We start from the raw sequence: 15,801 nt of genomic DNA, 5'->3' as shown, positions 1-15,801 counted from the left end.
GGACGCCGTCTATAGCACTTCGACGCCGGGCCTCAGCTTTTCATAGTGAAGCTGGTGCAAGTCAGCAATGTTGGGTCCCGAAGCGGCGACAACGAGAATCGCAACGGCCAGTGAAGCAAAGTCGGCCCGGAATTGCACCGTACTCTTGAGCATGAGAATGCGATATTCCGCCGGATCGGCACCGACATGCCGGAACATCGCCCGGTCGCCTGCCTGCTGCTTACGGGTGGACACCACGATCTCGACGGCGTCGGGGCCCCCGCATCGCACTCGGGCCATCGGCCCGAGGCTCATTCGACAGCCGCGATAAAACGGACCTGTACCGAGGAAGGAGCCGCTGCCCAACGCAAGGACTTCAAACGGTGCCTGCAAAGGCGGAGTACCTGTCGTGCTGTCCGCTGCCCCCAAGGGCGCATCAAGAACCGCGCCGACGCCAGCTTCCGTGGCCAACCGTACAAATTCAGCGTCGGTCAGCACACCAGCACAAACCCGTCTGGCGCCCCTTCGTACTAACTCACGCAAGATGTCAGTTGTATCGCCGTTGCCACCTCCGCCCGGATTGTCTTGCGAATCGGCAAGTATCACGGCGCCTGCAGCGGGGCGGCTAGCGTACTGCATTGCCAATTCGACTGCCTCTGCCGGCGTGTACAGGCGTCCGCAAAAACCGCTGCGCTTCTCTAGAACGGCTTCGTTCAACCGGTTGACGACGGCTTCGACCACCCTTTGATCGGATCCGTAAGCAATGACACTCGGGCCGCTGTCATAGGTATCCGCGAGCGGAAGACCCGGCAAAAAATCGGCGGAGACCAGATCAACCGACTCCATGGTCGCACCGAGAGTGGACAGACTGCACATCGGTTCGGTCAAGGTGCTTTGCCATGGAACAGGGATCAGGAAAGGGAGTTGCCGATAGCCTTTGTACAGGTCAAGACCCGCAAGCAGTGGGGCCATCAGCTTCAGCGCCCGATGTCCCGTTTGCGCCATGTCGACGTGAGGGAAGGTGCGATAGGAAACGAGGCCGCTCGCAAGTTCGACCATAGCCGGCGAGACGTTCGCATGGAGATCCAACGCTGCGACAATCGGCAGTTTTGCCCCGACCAGCTCACGCAAGCGTCGGAGTAACTCGCCCTCTCCGTCGTCCACGTGCTCGGCCACCATAGAACCGTGAAGATCGAGGAAGAGACCATCAAGCGGCCCTGCATCGTGGATCATGCGGCAAAGCATGAAGCAAATGGCTTCAAATGCGTCCTCGGTTACCATGCCGGACGGATTCGCCGACGCCCACAATAGCGGAACCAGTTCGTGAGACGATCGCGCCGCGGCGATAAATCCTTCGACGGCAAGGTTGGCGTTAGCTACCGCATCGAACATTTCGCGCCCGACGAGCAAACCCGGCCACGCATCAGCCTGAACAAACGTTCTGAACGTGGCCCGCGTGGAGGCAAATGTATTCGTCTCATGCAAGAAGCCAGCGATTGCTATCCTTGCCATGCGATTACCTTTCGGTGGGTAGGCGTCCGCCGTTGGTTAACTCAGCTGCCGCGCAGTCAGATATAAACGCTTCCTTGAATGCGGAGAAAAGGCCTCTGGAGGCGCCGGACATGTGTTCAGTAAAGTCGCCTTCCGCTGGTCAATCAAGCTAATTTGCGACGCATGAAGTAAGTGGCACACGTAGTGCTCACGATGCTAGGTGGAGCGAATCTATGTCCTGTAAAGGGCGGAGGTGTGAGGAGGTTGGGAGGTTGGAGCGGCGGGACATACCTCTTCGCTCTCCAGTGTCGTTGAATTCTCGTAGCGCCCGATCGGAAGACCCATACGCGACCGACTGTAGCAGCTGTCCGAGCGACCACTATTTCCTCATATCATCTGCCCAGAGGCAAGAGCGCTGACCCGTGAGATATACCTGCCATGAGTTAGTCGGCGCAGCGCCGACGCCCAAGGGGTCCACGTAGTACAGGATCGTGTTTGCGGTCGTGTACTGGCGGCCGAGCGCGAGTTCGCCGTATCGATCGTGGCCGAGCTTCACGTACGCCTGGCGGCCGAAGAGCTGTGCCTGCTGGTCAAGCTTGCCGCTTTTCGCCAGGAAGCCGTTTTCGAGCCTGAATCCCGCTTTCCAGCCACCCCCGAGATCCTCGTTGCCCAAAAGGCCAAACCGGCTGCCTGCCAGAAAGCCCTCATTGCCCTGCTGGAGCGACCAGGTGGAATCACCGGCCGGATTAGTGTGCGTCTGATAGCTCACCGCCTCATCAATTACCCCATACAGCGTCACAGCGGAATGCGCGTGCACACTGGCGCCCATGGTCAGCGAGATGGCGGTGCATTGCTTCATCATTTGTAGTGTTCTCCCTGATTACCTGTCTTTTGAACATCCTTACTTCTTGAAGTCCGGCCAGCCATCGGCAACAACCGGTCCCTTGATCCGCGCGAGGGGGAAGGACTCGTTTGATGCGATGTTGACGGTCGTCGTCGAGTCGACGAAGTGAAGTGCGCCACGCTCTCCGAGCACAGTGCCGGTCACCCCATCAGAGAGCAACGCAGATCCTTCGGGAAGTGCCAAAACCTGCTCGGGCACATTGATCTCGAGGAATTCAGCGAGACGCTCTTCCCGGCTCTCGCCGTTGTGTCCCACCGGCTTGCCGCTGATGAAGTGCGGATTGATCTGGAAAGGCACAAGTCCGAGCGCGCGCAGCGTAGGTGGCTGGACGATGGGCATGTCATTCGCGGTACGGATAGTCGGGCAAGCTACGTTGCTTCCCGCGCTCCATCCGATATACGGCGTGCCCGATTTCACCTTTTCCCTGATGACGTCGACGATGTCAGCGTCGTACATACGTTTAAGCAGCGCAAACGTATTTCCACCACCGACGGCAATCGCGTCGGCCTGCTCCACAGCCTTGCGTGGATCCGGACTGCGGTGGATCGCTTCGAGTTCGTAGCCGAGCTTTTCGAAAACAGGCTTGACGATCCCTTCGTAGGTATCGAAGCTGAACGTCACGCCCGCGTAGGGAACGAAGACGATCTTGCGTTTCTCGCGGCGCAGGACCGCGTGAATCTGTTCGGGAGCGTGTTCAAGGTAGCCAAGGTTGTCCTTGCGCGAGCTACTCATCAGCAAAATGCGTTGTGTCATGATTGCCTCGTCGGCTATAGCCGGTCAGTGCGTGATGGCTGCGCGAATCAGCGCGGCCGTTTCTGGTTGCTTGCGCATCCTTGGTCATTGGCGCAGTGCAATCATTCCGAGAAAGCAAAGTCCGGTCTTCGTCCATCATGGGACGCTCGCGGCGGCGTTCTGAGAGGCGGCTCAGGGTCGTGAAGAGCCCGCCGTGTCGCCCGTGAACAGACATCGGTCGGCGCGTGCGCCGTTGGCCAGATCTCGCTCCCTCAACGACGACCTTGCATTGTTTGGCCGGCTCCCTCCGCTGCGCGCTTGATGAAGGCCAAGCTGGGGGGCGCAAAGGGCGCGCCCGCGGCCAGCAGCTCTGGCAGGTCCGCATGCGTGGGCCTATGATGGCCCCATCCGCTACCGTGAGTGACTGCGCCCCATGAGCCGTTTCCTGATCGTCGTTGGCATACTGTGCATTCTTGCCGGCCTCGGATGGCACTGGCTCGCGCGCATCCCGTTCGGCCGGCTGCCTGGCGACGTTCATATCGTCCGCGACGGATTCAACTTCCACTTCCCGATCATCACGTGCATCGTGATTTCGGTCGTGATATCCGCACTGTTGTGGTTCTTGCGGCGTTGAGAGCGGTGCGCGTCGGCGCACACAATGACGCCGATTGTGTAGGCGCGAAGCGGTCGGAAAGTGGGTCGCGCGCTCAGTTGTTCGGAAATCTGCGACGCCAGCGCCGACGGCAAATTCCGGATCACCGATTCGGATTTTTTCGCTCCAGCAACTGGCTGAGACCTTTCCGCTTTCCTGGACGCACTATGTCCACCTGATGCGGCGTACGCGTTCGCCTTAAGAGCGTCGCTTTTACGAAGCCGAGGCGTTGCGTGGCGGTTGGAGCGTGGGTTAGCTGGACTGGCAGACTGGCAGATTGGCAGCCAAGGTTCCACACTCGCACGCTGATGTCCCAAAACAAGCGCGCGATGCTGGAGAGAGGTAGCATCGCGCAGCACGGCGATGCAGTCACGCCCGAAGAAGCGATCAAGGATCCGTACGTCCTCGAACTCCTCGAACGCCTCGACCTGAAAGACGAATATTCGGAGACGCGGCTCGAGGAAGCACTAATCCACCGGCTTGAGGACTTCCTGCTCGAGCTCGGTAGTATGGGCCGCCAGCGACGCCTGCGAATCGGTGACAGCTGGTTTCGCGTCGACCTGTTGTTTTTTTTACCGGCGCTTGGGATGCCTCGTCATCATCGATCTCAAGCTCTGGTCTCATGGTCAGCGACCGCAGGAGGAATACATGGAGGACAAGGGACAATTCCAAATCCAGATCACCGTCGTGCCCGAATTGGCCGATTCGTTGCGGGCGCGTGGGCTGCAAGAGGGGTGCGATTTGCTCGATGCCGTCTTGCGTCAGCGCAACGCCTCGTTGAAGTGCCAGTTCGACGTATTCGCCGATTACGTCGAGGAGGCGGAGCATGCGGGTCGGGACCAGTATCCGCTGTATCAATGGACGAAGGATACGATCGGCAACCCCCAAGAAAAAGGCGAAGTACCTGAAGTCGCTTACGGTGTACGTGGGCGGCGAACAGGTCTACGACGAGGAAACAGCCGACTGGCTGCATGCAAAACTGTCGGCAGTCTCGCCCCTGCCCGCGAGCAAGTCACGAAGGTCTCGCGTCACGCAGGATCGCGGTTCAATAGTGTGGGAATTGACGTTGGGTGCGGTGCGGTCGTAAGGCCTTTCCCGGTGTGCCAGATCGACCGGGTGCCTCTGGTTGATCTACTAAGCAGGTGCGAACATGGCCGCTGTCCTTCTGACTGGCGCAAGCGGTTTTCTAGGTGGGCATTTGTTGCGTGAACTGCTTGCTGCGGGCCACGAGGTGCGGGCGCTTTCCCGTCGAATTGATTCCGACGCGATCATCGCCGAGCAAGGCGGTGTGCCAATTCGCGCCGAGTTAGCGGATCCCGCATCCCTGAATGTCGTGCTGGCCGGTTGCGAGGCGGTGTTTCATGCAGCGGCGGATACCAGCATGTGGAAGACGAGGGCAGCGACGCAGACGGCCACCAATGTGCAGGGGACCGAAAACCTGCTGAGAGCGGCCGAGGCGGCCGGTGTGCAGGCCTTTGTGCACACGTCTTCGGTCTCGGCGTACTCGCACCTCGCGCGCGAAACGCTCAATGAATCAGTGCCGCAGCGAGGGGCCGAGAGCTGGATCAATTACGAGCGCACCAAGTTCCTCGGCGAACAGGCCGTGCGGCGCTCCAGCGTGCCGTGGATTGTCTTTAACCCCTCCCACATCCTGGGTCCGGGCGACCGTCACAACTGGGCCCGTCTCATCTTGATGGTGGACCGCGAGGAGCTACCGGGCATACCACCGGGCAGTGGTTCTTTTGCCGATGTACGAGAGATCGCCAGGGCTCAGCTGTGTGCTTGGCAACGGCGGCGGTTTGGCGAAAGTTATTTGGTCGGTGGCGAGCATGCAAGCTACGTCGACCTCGTGCACCGCGTGGGCGCTGCATTGTGCAAGCGCACACCTGGCGATGCCACGCCGGCGTGGGCATTGATGGCATTCGCTCACCTCGCCGAAGCATCGTCGTGGCTCACTCGAAAGGAGCCTGACGTGACGCCCGAAAGTGCGACGCTGGTCTGCGGAACACTCCGCGTCGATTCGACGAAGGCCATGCGTGAGCTGAACTATGTTGAAACGCCGTTGGACAGCCTGCTTGCAGATACAGTTGCCTGGATGAGGAAAGAAGGCTTGGTCGGGCGCTGATTGCAATCGTCTCGTGGGGCAGCGATCGGCCAGAAGCTGTCATTGCGGCGTTCCTCGACAGGGACATTCCGACGTCGGCTCGATCAACGACAAGGGACGCTCGCGGGACGGCTTGTGGCAATCTTCGCCTCATCGTCGAGCAAGCTGGCTCACTCAACGGCTCTCTGACTGTCGGCATCGCCGAGCGACACGGTGATGGCGTATCCTTTACCAAATGCGGCGATGACAATAACACCGACATCGTGCGTAACCGGTGGGGGCGGGGCATCTTCGCGTCGCTACGCCGCCGCCAGACCTATCGCGCTTCGCCCTTCAAGGACAAGCGGGGCGTCGAACCCGGCGGAAAGGTTTGCGACAAACAGAATGAGCTACGCTGCAGGCTTTTTGCAGGCTACGACCATGGAGCGCTCATGGGTGTGTGCCCCAGAGAACCCCCCCGAACCTCCAGAGAATCCGCCGCTGACCATTGACGCGTTTTCATCGCTTCGGTCGAGGACATCATAGCCGGACGACTTGCAGAGATCGCCGGCCGACTGAAAGCATTTATCCCAGCCCCGCGCGAGCCCACTGCAGTTAAGGGTGTAGGCCTTCCGGCCGTCAGAGGAATAACTCTCGTGCACGGTAGCGCACCCCGACATTGCGGCTACAACCGTTAGGAATATAAACGTACGTTTCATAGATGCGTCGTTCTTTGAATTCGTAGAGCAATTTCGTTGGGCTAGGGAGGATAATACGCAGTGATTTTTTTCAAGTCTTTTTCAGCTTCCCAGATCCGCACGTTGTCTAATTCATGGAAAAGAGGCGTCTTTTTCGCCCAATTCACTTGATGGCGTTCCGTCGCCGTAGTCGGGGCGCCTTGCGACCGACCTAATGCGCTAATGAACACCCAAGAGACGCCTCATGTGTAGTCAGCACGAAAGCAAGCTGCCTGCCGTAAGGCTAAGATCGGCCATGAAGCGCCATTGGTCCGCACCATAGCTGGGACATTCGAGAGTCGGCTCCGCTCAGCAAACGGCCATTCACCGCGCGACGACTTCGAACGGCTGCTACCGTGGCCTCGCTGAATGCTTAAACTCGACCCCAAACTGCCATTCAGCAAGCCTGGGGGATGCGATTGCGCGCTCCGGCGCCTCTTCAGATGCCGCAGCTCCGGTGTTCGGCTTCGCGGCGCCAGGCGCGGTTCTCGGTGCGCAAACGGGAGGCGATCAGAGATCACGGCTCGTGATCTGTTCGCTAACTAGGGCAGACCGGCCAAAATCTTGTCGCCTTCCGACTCGGCGATTTCGACGACGTCCCTGCAACTAGCATCCATAAACGGGCACAGTGAGAAGCCGAATAAACCATGGGAGAAAGCAATGGCAAGCGTGCCACTCAATATTGACGATTCGGGCTGCAGCCTTGAAATCAGCGTCGACGAGACACCGGCGAGCTCATGTCGTGCCCGGGGTGCCCGGGCCGGTGGCAAACAAAATGAAGCAGCATTATTTTGCAGTGAGTTTCTCTCTGTCGACATCGATCAGATCGTCAGCGATCTAAATGAAAAAGGATATTACGCCTTCCCCTCGGCGATATCGCAAGACACGCTGAAAACCATCGAGCGCGACGCGACGCAATCGAGAATTGGGCTGAATGAAAACTCCATCAGCGGCGTCTACTCCGAGAAACAGTACTACCTGACCAATCTTCTCGCAGTTTCGAAGACCTTCTACAACTTTGCCACCTCGTCGTTCGTGTTCAAAATCTGCGAGCGATATCTGGGCAATGAATTCCGGTTGAAAGCGCTGCGTTACTATGAAACATATGGTGGACATCATATGCAGTGGCACACCGACAACAAGACGGACAAGGCATTCGCTCATATTCCGGGAATCATCTTTATTTTTTATGTGTCGGACGTCGAGGATGGCGAATTTCAATATATCGAAGGCTCTCACCTTTGGTCGGGCGAAAAGGCATATAGCAACTATACCGACGAGTTCATCGAAGCGAACTACGAGTCCGCGATCAGAAGCTTCAAGATGCCAAGTGGCTCCTTGCTGATCTACAACACATACGGCATACACAGAGCGAGACCCGTGAACAACAAGACTTTCGTCAGGAAAAGCGTCTTCTTCCAGGTAGACAGCGAAATCGAAAGGTCCGAGCCGATTATCGTCAACACTGAATTCATGACCCGGTTGAATGACCAGATCTCGATGTTTTTGGGCTTTGGGAAAGCGTCCGACTATGAGGTCTTTCCAAAAACCACGCTGAACTCCTTGACCCTCGACAAGAAGATGATCCGCGTGATGACGAGGTATGTTTTGTATCGCCTCTCCCGCGGGGCTTTTTCCAGACTCCCGCAGTCTGTCCGACCCGCTGTCAGGCGGCTCATCAAAAGGTAATCGGTTGCGAGGCGGTTTGCGTGCTCTCTTTTATACTGCCTTAGGGAGTCCTTCTTGACCAAGCTTGTTGTCCATTGCCACGGATGACACGGGCGTTCAGGCGCGCGTCCTGATGTAGCCTGAGCACCGAGCCTTCGAAAAGGGCGTCGAAAAGAGCGTCGAAACAGCCGTCGGCGCTGCCAGCGCCGGAGGGCGCGATAGATGCGTGCGCAGTGGGTCTCCAAGCGTCTGCAGTGGTCCTTCGCGATGTGCAGTTCATTCCACTGGCAACGGGAGACGGCACCTTCAGGATGTAGTTGAACATCGCGTGCGCACTGAGGGTACGCGGTGGACCGCGTACGGCACGGGCCGACTACGCGCCTATTGTTTCGATTCGTCGGCGGCCGTTGCACCTCAAGAGCCGCCGATGGCCGCGGTGCGACCCCAACGGCGGTTGAGGGTCGAGAGTGTGAGTTCGCTGATGCGGAAAGCTGCCGTAGGGTTGCTCGATGACGTCACCGTCAGCGGTCCGCCACATTGCCGACGTAGAACACCAGCCGTGCCAATGTCTGCAATGGCCGAGTTCGGGGCATTCGGCGTCGTGCGGCGTATGCCTGTTGTATCTCGGAAGCCGTCATTGCGGCAGCGTTGATTTCGGTGGGAGGAGAGGAGCGCTAGCCCCTGATAGATTGGTATTCCTCTGTTTCGTCCAAGTGTCAGGTGCTTAACGGTTGTTGGAGCGGCAGTGAGCGTGCTTTTGCTTACGGGAAGCGCTGTTCGATCTTTGAATGATCGGCGAGGTTCGGTCGACCGCTTTGAAAAGAGTATGACTTGACGGTATCTCTCTGCGGGACATTTTGAGACGACCCACCTTGACGTTTTTGTAAATCTGGCGGCGTTGATCTGCCAGTGCGGCCCGATGAAGGCTGTCAAGTGCTGGGAGGAAATTTCGGTATCGCTGGCGGTATCGGCGCTAAATAGCCGGGCGAGAAAGCCGTCTCGACAAGGGTTCAACCGTCTGATTGACGATCGAGTGGGGCATGCCAAGAATGTGAGCATCAGATGACCGATGCTTGCGTTCCTTTGCTTTTCCAGACCCAGCAAGCATTTCACGCTCGCGCCGAAGTGATCGGCACGACGTTCGTTATGCCTCGCTCGCAACGCACTAGATAGTCGGACCACAACTGCAGCGCGACGCGCAGTTCCGGAACGTCTACGCGCACGTCGTAGATTCCTTCGATGCCCCGGCGTTTATGGTTCAATGCCAGTTCGCTAATCTCGTTTGACACTCCGAGGTTGCGCATGTGACCTTTCGCGGTGCTGCGGGTGTCGTGTGGCGTGAAGTAGCGCGTGTTGAACACGTGATCGTCTTGAAGCCCCGACAAGACGTCCCACAGGGTGGTCACGCCCATATGACTCCCCTCGCGCGTGTACATCCCTGGCAGCAGGTATTCCGAGTCCCCTGACATCTCCATCAACTCTTGAACCCATTCGGTCAGGGCCGGACTGAGAGGGATCAGCATTCCGTGGCGCGTCTTGACGTTTTCCGGTACGACCCACCACGTCCCTTTGTCGAGGTCAAAGTCGTCCTTTTTCGACTTAACCAACTCGGCGGTCCGGACGCACGTCCCGAGCAGGCAGCGAAACATCAAACCGTACCTTCGACCCGCTGCATGGTCTATCTTAGACAGGATGTTGTGCAGTTCCTCAGCTGTTAGCATCACGCGTTTTCTCGGAGGAGGCTTGGCTCCCTTGATGGCCTCTAGCGAAATGCCAGCACAGGGGTTCGCGTTGATGAGGCGTCGGCCGACCGCGTGATGAAAGAGGCGCGACACCGAGCACAGGATCTGTTCTGCCATCGACCAACTGCTGACACGTTCGATCATGAGCACGATATCCGCAGCAGTCACGACGGACACGGACAGGGGGCCAAGGGTGGGGCGGATCCTCTTCTTGAAGTGTCGCTTGCGAGCGCCGGCGCTCCCCTCGGCCAGCGAGGGCATGATCTTTTCTTGATAGTCGTCGATCAGCACATTGACGGTCCAGTCCGCGGCAGCTCGCGCCATCTTGATGCGCTTCTCGCGCGCCGGGTCGCCGCCGCCATCGATCTTGACCCGGTGCTGCCGGGCGAGCTTGCGTGCCGCGGCGAGGGACATGTCCGGGTAGTTGCCAAGCGTCAACTCGCGCCGGGTGTTGCCGCCGAGGCGGTAGCGAAGAATCCAACTCGCGGTCCCGGTCTTGGACAGCGTAAACGTGAGGCCGTCACCGTCCGATTTGGCAACCGGCTCACCTCTGCATATCCAGGCGCGGAGTTGGATATCGTCCAGAACGTGAAGCTGTTTGGGCATGTCGTATCTCCTCTGGTGGACTTGCCCATTATAGCTACCCACACGTGTTCCAAGCCACCCAACTAGCTACCCGTTTCAAAGTGGATGTTATCGGCCAAAAATGGATGCTATAGGAAGGTAGCTAATTGAATATATTAGAAAAAAATGACTGACCGGACGGTGGCGGATGCTGCCGGAAAACAATCCATACTAGTGCCGTTGATTTCGATCGACGTCAGACGCCGGCTCGCATATTCGAGTTCGCGGCTTTGCGTCAGGTCTTCCGGATAAAACGGCCCGCGCCACGGCGCATAGGTCCAGCCGCCGATGCCGATGCGAATGCGTGCGGCGGACGTGGAACTGGACGACGTTTCGGTTGATTTTTTCGTTGGCGCTTTCTTTGCGGCTTTCGGTTTGTCGCCGCGTTCTTCGCCAGACTTCTCGCTTCGCTTGTTGCTTTCCTTCGCGCTTGTCGCTGCGGGCACTTGGGCTCTCCTTCGGGCTGCGGCGGGAAAGCTCGTAGATTAGCCGCTTTTCTCGCGGCGCGCGGCGCTGGCTTCGTCGAAACGACGGCTCGCTGCGGCCACTTCCACGCGAAAGCGCTGCAACGCGCCGAGCGCGAGGTCGGGCGGCGTCAGCGCGACCCACAGCACGTCGATCAGCTGATCGGCGGTGGCGTCGATATCAATCTGCCGGTTCGTCAGCGTCGCGTCCCACAGCACGTGCTCCATCGGGCCGAACACCATCGAGCGCAACAGGCGCAGCGGCATGTCGGAGCGAATCTCGCCGCTTCGCTGGCCTTGCGCGAGCACGCGCATCAACGGCGCGGTGTAGCGGCGCTGCAGTTCGGTCAGCGCCTCGCTCAGTTCGTGATGCCGCGTGCGGCCTTCGGACAGCACGAGCGCGCACAGATCGGTGCCATTCACGAGCATCAGCCGCAGATGCATGCGCACGATGAACGCGAACTGCTGACGCACGTTGCCGTCGCGCGGCAGGCCCGCTTCGATCGCGTCGATGATCTCGTCGTACCAATCGCCGATGACACGAGCGCACAACTCGCGCTTGCCGCGAAAGTAGCTGAACACCGTCGCCTCGGAAACGCCCAGGCGCTGCGCGATTTCCGCGGTCGTCGCGCGTTCGTAGCCCTTTTCGGAGAACACGTCGCGCCCCGCCTGAAGAATCTCCTTCACGCGCTGCTGCGACTTGCGCCCGGCCGGCTGGCGACGCGAGACAGGTAATCCGGCCTTCTCGGCAACCGTCATATGAGTAAAATTCAGATTTTTGATGCGGATTGGGGCTCGAGCTGGCGTTTGAACGCTGCGTCTGTGCCCGATGAACGCGATCGTAGCACCGAATCGGCCGGCTGATGCGCGTTTGTAAATTTCTGAGTAACACTCAAAAATACCTATTGACGCTTACGTCAATCTGGCGTGAAATGCGCGTTGACATGCTTTCGCGTGCCGCTTCGCGTTCCACCAGCGGCCGCCCACGAACTCAGGAGACACCGCAATGCCCAATCTGCCCGGTTTGCAGTTCCCGCTCGGCGAAGAGATCGAAATGCTGCGCGACAGCATCGCGTCGTTCGCCGCCAAAGAAATCGCGCCGCGCGCCGGGGAAATCGATCGCACCGATCAGTTCCCGATGGACCTGTGGCGCAAGTTCGGCGACCTCGGCGTGCTCGGCATGACGGTTTCCGAAGAGTACGGCGGCGCGAACATGGGCTATACCGCGCACATGGTCGCGATGGAGGAAATTTCGCGTGCGTCGGCATCGGTTGGCCTGTCGTACGGCGCGCATTCGAACCTGTGCGTGAACCAGATTCATCGCAACGGCACCGACGCGCAGAAGCGCAGGTATCTGCCGAAGCTCGTGTCGGGCGAGCACGTCGGCGCGCTCGCGATGAGCGAGCCGAACGCGGGCTCGGACGTGGTCAGCATGAAGCTGCGCGCCCAGAAGAAGGGCGATCGTTACGTGCTGAACGGCACCAAGATGTGGATCACCAACGGCCCCGACTGCGACACCCTGGTCGTCTATGCAAAGACCGATCCCGAAGCGAATTCGCGCGGCATTACCGCGTTCATCGTCGAGAAGGGCATGAAGGGTTTCTCGGTCGCGCAGAAGCTCGACAAGCTCGGCATGCGCGGCTCACACACCGGCGAGCTGGTGTTCCAGGACGTCGAAGTGCCGGAGGAAAACATCCTTGGGGCATTGAACGGCGGCGTCAAAGTGCTGATGAGCGGTCTCGACTACGAACGCGCGGTGCTCGCGGGCGGCCCGACCGGCATCATGGTCGCGGTGATGGACGCGGTCGTGCCGTATATCCACGACCGCAAGCAGTTCGGCCAGTCGATCGGCGAATTCCAGCTGATCCAGGGCAAAGTCGCCGATCTGTACACGACACTGCAGGCATGCCGCGCGTATCTGTACGCGGTGGGCCGCCAACTCGACACGCTCGGCAACGACCATGTGCGCCGGGTCCGCAAGGACTGCGCGGGCGTGATTCTGTACACGGCCGAAAAGGCGACCTGGATGGCTGGCGAGGCGATCCAGATTCTCGGCGGCAATGGCTATATCAACGAGTATCCGGTCGGTCGTCTGTGGCGCGATGCGAAGCTCTATGAAATTGGCGCGGGCACGAGCGAGATTCGTCGCATGCTGATCGGCCGGGAGCTGTTTGCCGAAACGCTGTGATGCAAGCGCGCGTGAACCCCCTCAATACGCCGCACTTTGGAGAAGCGACGTCATGCCGATCATCGAATCGAAACTGAACCCACGCTCGGACGACTTTCGCGCGAACGCGGCGGCGCTCGAAGCGCTCGTCGCCGATCTGCGCGCGAAGATCGAGCAACTCGCGCAGGGCGGCGGCCAGGCCGCGCGCGACAAGCATACGAGCCGCGGCAAGCTGCTGCCGCGCGAGCGGATCGCGCAACTGCTCGATCCGGGCACGCCGTTTCTCGAACTGTCGCAACTCGCCGCGTACGGTATGTACAACGACGACGCGCCGGGCGCCGGCGTGATCACCGGCATCGGCCGCATCGCGGGACAGGAGTGCGTGATCGTCTGCAACGACGCGACCGTGAAGGGCGGCACCTACTATCCGGTCACCGTGAAGAAGCACGTGCGCGCGCAGGAAATCGCCGGCGAAAACCGCTTGCCGTGCGTGTACCTCGTCGACTCGGGTGGCGCGAATCTGCCGAATCAGGACGACGTATTTCCCGATCGCGATCACTTCGGCCGCATCTTCTACAACCAGGCGAATCTGTCGGCCGCGGGTATTCCGCAGATCGCGGTCGTGATGGGCTCGTGCACCGCGGGCGGCGCGTATGTGCCGGCGATGAGCGACGAGTCGATCATCGTCAAGAACCAGGGGACGATTTTTCTCGGCGGCCCACCGCTCGTCAAAGCCGCGACCGGCGAAGTGGTCAGCGCCGAAGATCTCGGCGGCGGCGACGTGCATACGCGTCTGTCGGGCGTCGTCGATCATCTTGCGCAGAACGATGCGCATGCGCTCGGGATCGCGCGCAGCATCGTCGGCCATCTGAACCGCGTGAAGCCGGCGCCGCTCGTATTGCAGGAGCCGAAGCCGCCGCGCTACGACACCCGGAGCATCTACGGCGTGATTCCGGTCGACACGCGCAAGCCGTTCGATATCCGCGAGGTGATCGCGCGTATCGTCGACGATTCCGCGTTCGACGAATTCAAGGCGCGCTACGGCACCACGCTCGTCACCGGCTTCGCGCATCTCTGGGGGCACCCGGTCGGCATCGTCGCGAACAACGGCATTCTGTTTTCGGAGTCGGCGCTGAAGGGTACGCACTTCATCGAGCTGTGCTGCCAGCGCAAGATCCCGCTCGTGTTTCTGCAGAACATCACCGGCTTCATGGTCGGCCGCAAGTATGAAAACGAAGGCATAGCGAGGAACGGCGCGAAGATGGTCACCGCGGTCGCGACCGCGAAGGTGCCGAAGTTCACGGTGATCATCGGCGGCTCGTTCGGCGCGGGCAACTATGGCATGTGCGGCCGCGCGTATTCGCCGCGCTTCCTGTGGATGTGGCCGAACGCGCGCATCTCGGTGATGGGCGGCGAGCAGGCCGCGTCGGTGCTCGCCACCGTCAAGCGCGACGGCATCGAAGCGAAGGGCGGCAACTGGAGCGCAGAGGAAGAAGAGGCGTTCAAGCAGCCAATCCGCGAGCAATACGAGCATCAGGGCCATCCGTACTACGCGAGCGCGCGGTTGTGGGACGACGGCGTGATCGACCCCGCGCAAACTCGCGACGTGCTTGGGCTGGGTTTGTCGGCGGCGATGAACGCGCCGATCGAAGACACGCGTTTCGGCGTGTTCAGAATGTGATGGCCCGCGTCACCGCGATGCGACGACGCAAGGCAAAGGAGTGCTACGCATGCAATACGAAACCCTGACGGTCGAGATTGCCGGCCAGACCGCGACGGTCGCGCTCAATCGTCCGGACGTGCGCAACGCGTTCAACGAAACGATGATCGCCGAGCTGACTGCCGCATTCACCGCGCTCGACACGCGCGACGACGTGCGCGCGGTCGTGCTCGCCGCGAACGGCAAGGCGTTCTGCGCGGGCGCCGACCTGAACTGGATGAAGAAAATGGCCGGCTACTCGGACGACGAGAACCGCGCCGATGCGATGCGGCTCGCCGTCATGCTGTCGGTGGTGTATCGCTGCAACAAGCCGGTGATCGCGCGCGTGAGCGGCGACGCATACGCGGGCGGCATGGGCCTGATTGCCGCGTGCGATATCGTCGTCGCGGTCGAAAGCGCACACTTCTGCCTGTCCGAGGCGCGGCTCGGGCTGATTCCCGCGACGATCGCGCCATACGTGATTCGTGCGCTCGGCGAGCAGGCGTCGCGGCGCTACTTCCTCACCGCCGAGGTGTTCGACTGCGCGACCGCGTTGCGGCTGGGATTCGTCAGCGAAGCGGTGAGCGCCGAGCAGCTCGATGCAACGGTCGCGCAGCTCGCGCAGACGCTGTGCGCGAACGGCCCGCAAGCGGTGCGCGCCTGCAAGCGGCTCGTGCAGGACATCGCGGGCCGCGAGTTGAGCGACGCGCTGATCGAAGACACCGCCGTGCGGATTGCGAAAACGCGGGCCGGCGCAGAGGGCCGCGAAGGCGTGGCGTCGTTCCTCGAAAAGCGCACGCCGGGCTGGCGCAACTGACATGCTCCGCTAACAACCATCGCCCCGTACCGCCCATTTCAT

At 60.2% G+C, this 15,801-nt stretch carries 12 protein-coding genes and 2 pseudogenes; 8 read left to right on the top strand and 6 right to left on the bottom strand.

The annotated features are described in order from the left end of the window. Positions 1-9: 9 nt before the first annotated feature. The 3 genes from OKW41_RS15110 to pepE form a co-directional block, all read right to left on the bottom strand. Positions 10-1,491, bottom strand: coding sequence for a M81 family metallopeptidase (locus OKW41_RS15110; RefSeq protein WP_429573028.1), 1,482 nt, complete (start codon positions 1,489-1,491; stop codon positions 10-12). Positions 1,492-1,849: 358 nt separating this feature from the next. After that, complete coding sequence (locus OKW41_RS15105; RefSeq protein ID WP_429573027.1) at positions 1,850-2,332, bottom strand: porin; 483 nt, start codon at positions 2,330-2,332, stop codon at positions 1,850-1,852. Between the two features lie 39 nt (positions 2,333-2,371). Further along, positions 2,372-3,127 (bottom strand): dipeptidase PepE, encoded by a 756-nt coding sequence (gene pepE, locus OKW41_RS15100; RefSeq protein WP_429443952.1) that lies wholly within the window; start codon positions 3,125-3,127, stop codon positions 2,372-2,374. 412 nt (positions 3,128-3,539) lie between these two features. On the opposite strand from pepE, the gene OKW41_RS15095 reads away from it, so the two are divergent. The 5 genes and pseudogenes from OKW41_RS15095 to OKW41_RS15075 all read left to right on the top strand — a co-directional run bounded on the left by OKW41_RS15095 (position 3,540) and on the right by OKW41_RS15075 (position 8,267). Continuing rightward, the gene (locus OKW41_RS15095; protein ID WP_429573026.1) at positions 3,540-3,740 is read left to right on the top strand and encodes a DUF2905 domain-containing protein; all 201 of its coding nucleotides are present in this window, start codon (positions 3,540-3,542) and stop codon (positions 3,738-3,740) included. Between the two features lie 326 nt (positions 3,741-4,066). Next, positions 4,067-4,273, top strand: a pseudogene (locus tag OKW41_RS15090) (PDDEXK nuclease domain-containing protein); the annotation flags it as partial. Between the two features lie 133 nt (positions 4,274-4,406). Next, complete coding sequence (locus tag OKW41_RS15085; RefSeq protein WP_429573447.1) at positions 4,407-4,967, top strand: hypothetical protein; 561 nt, start codon at positions 4,407-4,409, stop codon at positions 4,965-4,967. Then, positions 4,909-5,883 (top strand): NAD-dependent epimerase/dehydratase family protein, encoded by a 975-nt coding sequence (locus tag OKW41_RS15080; protein WP_429573025.1) that lies wholly within the window; start codon positions 4,909-4,911, stop codon positions 5,881-5,883. The genes OKW41_RS15085 and OKW41_RS15080 overlap by 59 nt, the downstream gene beginning before the upstream one ends. A 1,355-nt stretch (positions 5,884-7,238) precedes the next feature. Beyond that, positions 7,239-8,267 carry a phytanoyl-CoA dioxygenase family protein gene (locus OKW41_RS15075; protein ID WP_429573024.1) on the top strand — a complete coding sequence of 343 codons (1,029 nt, stop codon included), beginning with the start codon at positions 7,239-7,241 and terminating at the stop codon, positions 8,265-8,267. 1,088 nt (positions 8,268-9,355) lie between these two features. Here the strand turns inward: OKW41_RS15075 and OKW41_RS15070 are convergent. The 3 genes and pseudogenes from OKW41_RS15070 to OKW41_RS15060 all read right to left on the bottom strand — a co-directional run bounded on the left by OKW41_RS15070 (position 9,356) and on the right by OKW41_RS15060 (position 11,835). Beyond that, a complete protein-coding gene (locus OKW41_RS15070) occupies positions 9,356-10,594 on the bottom strand; it encodes a tyrosine-type recombinase/integrase (RefSeq protein WP_429573023.1) in 1,239 nt (412 codons plus the stop codon). A gap of 191 nt (positions 10,595-10,785) precedes the next feature. Next, positions 10,786-11,058, bottom strand: a pseudogene (locus OKW41_RS15065) (DUF72 domain-containing protein); the annotation flags it as partial. A gap of 39 nt (positions 11,059-11,097) precedes the next feature. Next, positions 11,098-11,835: a TetR/AcrR family transcriptional regulator gene (locus tag OKW41_RS15060; protein WP_429573022.1), complete on the bottom strand. Its 738-nt coding sequence runs from the start codon at positions 11,833-11,835 to the stop codon at positions 11,098-11,100. A gap of 247 nt (positions 11,836-12,082) precedes the next feature. On the opposite strand from OKW41_RS15060, the gene OKW41_RS15055 reads away from it, so the two are divergent. Genes OKW41_RS15055 through OKW41_RS15045 form a run of 3 tightly spaced genes read left to right on the top strand, consistent with a single transcriptional unit; the run spans position 12,083 to position 15,759 of the window. Further along, entirely contained in the window at positions 12,083-13,264 is a 1,182-nt protein-coding gene (locus tag OKW41_RS15055; RefSeq protein ID WP_429573021.1) for an isovaleryl-CoA dehydrogenase, read from the top strand. A 52-nt stretch (positions 13,265-13,316) separates the two neighbouring features. Then, positions 13,317-14,924, top strand: coding sequence for a carboxyl transferase domain-containing protein (locus tag OKW41_RS15050; RefSeq protein WP_429573020.1), 1,608 nt, complete (start codon positions 13,317-13,319; stop codon positions 14,922-14,924). Between the two features lie 49 nt (positions 14,925-14,973). Beyond that, entirely contained in the window at positions 14,974-15,759 is a 786-nt protein-coding gene (locus OKW41_RS15045) for an enoyl-CoA hydratase/isomerase family protein (RefSeq protein WP_429573019.1), read from the top strand. Positions 15,760-15,801: the final 42 nt, after the last annotated feature.

Source organism: Paraburkholderia sp. UCT70 (genome assembly GCF_050434085.1).
Taxonomy (GTDB): domain Bacteria; phylum Pseudomonadota; class Gammaproteobacteria; order Burkholderiales; family Burkholderiaceae; genus Paraburkholderia; species Paraburkholderia tuberum.
Note: the sequence above shows the minus strand (reverse complement) of the source record. Positions and strands in the feature narration are given on the sequence as shown.

Coding starts and splice junctions, on each gene's coding strand:
- OKW41_RS15085 (WP_429573447.1), top strand. CDS start 4,407: ATGGAGGACAAGGGACAATTCCAAATCCAGATCACCGTCGTGCCCGAA.
- pepE (WP_429443952.1), bottom strand. CDS start 3,127: ATGACACAACGCATTTTGCTGATGAGTAGCTCGCGCAAGGACAACCTT.
- OKW41_RS15110 (WP_429573028.1), bottom strand. CDS start 1,491: ATGGCAAGGATAGCAATCGCTGGCTTCTTGCATGAGACGAATACATTT.
- OKW41_RS15060 (WP_429573022.1), bottom strand. CDS start 11,835: ATGACGGTTGCCGAGAAGGCCGGATTACCTGTCTCGCGTCGCCAGCCG.
- OKW41_RS15050 (WP_429573020.1), top strand. CDS start 13,317: ATGCCGATCATCGAATCGAAACTGAACCCACGCTCGGACGACTTTCGC.
- OKW41_RS15095 (WP_429573026.1), top strand. CDS start 3,540: ATGAGCCGTTTCCTGATCGTCGTTGGCATACTGTGCATTCTTGCCGGC.
- OKW41_RS15070 (WP_429573023.1), bottom strand. CDS start 10,594: ATGCCCAAACAGCTTCACGTTCTGGACGATATCCAACTCCGCGCCTGG.
- OKW41_RS15075 (WP_429573024.1), top strand. CDS start 7,239: ATGGCAAGCGTGCCACTCAATATTGACGATTCGGGCTGCAGCCTTGAA.
- OKW41_RS15080 (WP_429573025.1), top strand. CDS start 4,909: ATGGCCGCTGTCCTTCTGACTGGCGCAAGCGGTTTTCTAGGTGGGCAT.
- OKW41_RS15055 (WP_429573021.1), top strand. CDS start 12,083: ATGCCCAATCTGCCCGGTTTGCAGTTCCCGCTCGGCGAAGAGATCGAA.
- OKW41_RS15045 (WP_429573019.1), top strand. CDS start 14,974: ATGCAATACGAAACCCTGACGGTCGAGATTGCCGGCCAGACCGCGACG.
- OKW41_RS15105 (WP_429573027.1), bottom strand. CDS start 2,332: ATGATGAAGCAATGCACCGCCATCTCGCTGACCATGGGCGCCAGTGTG.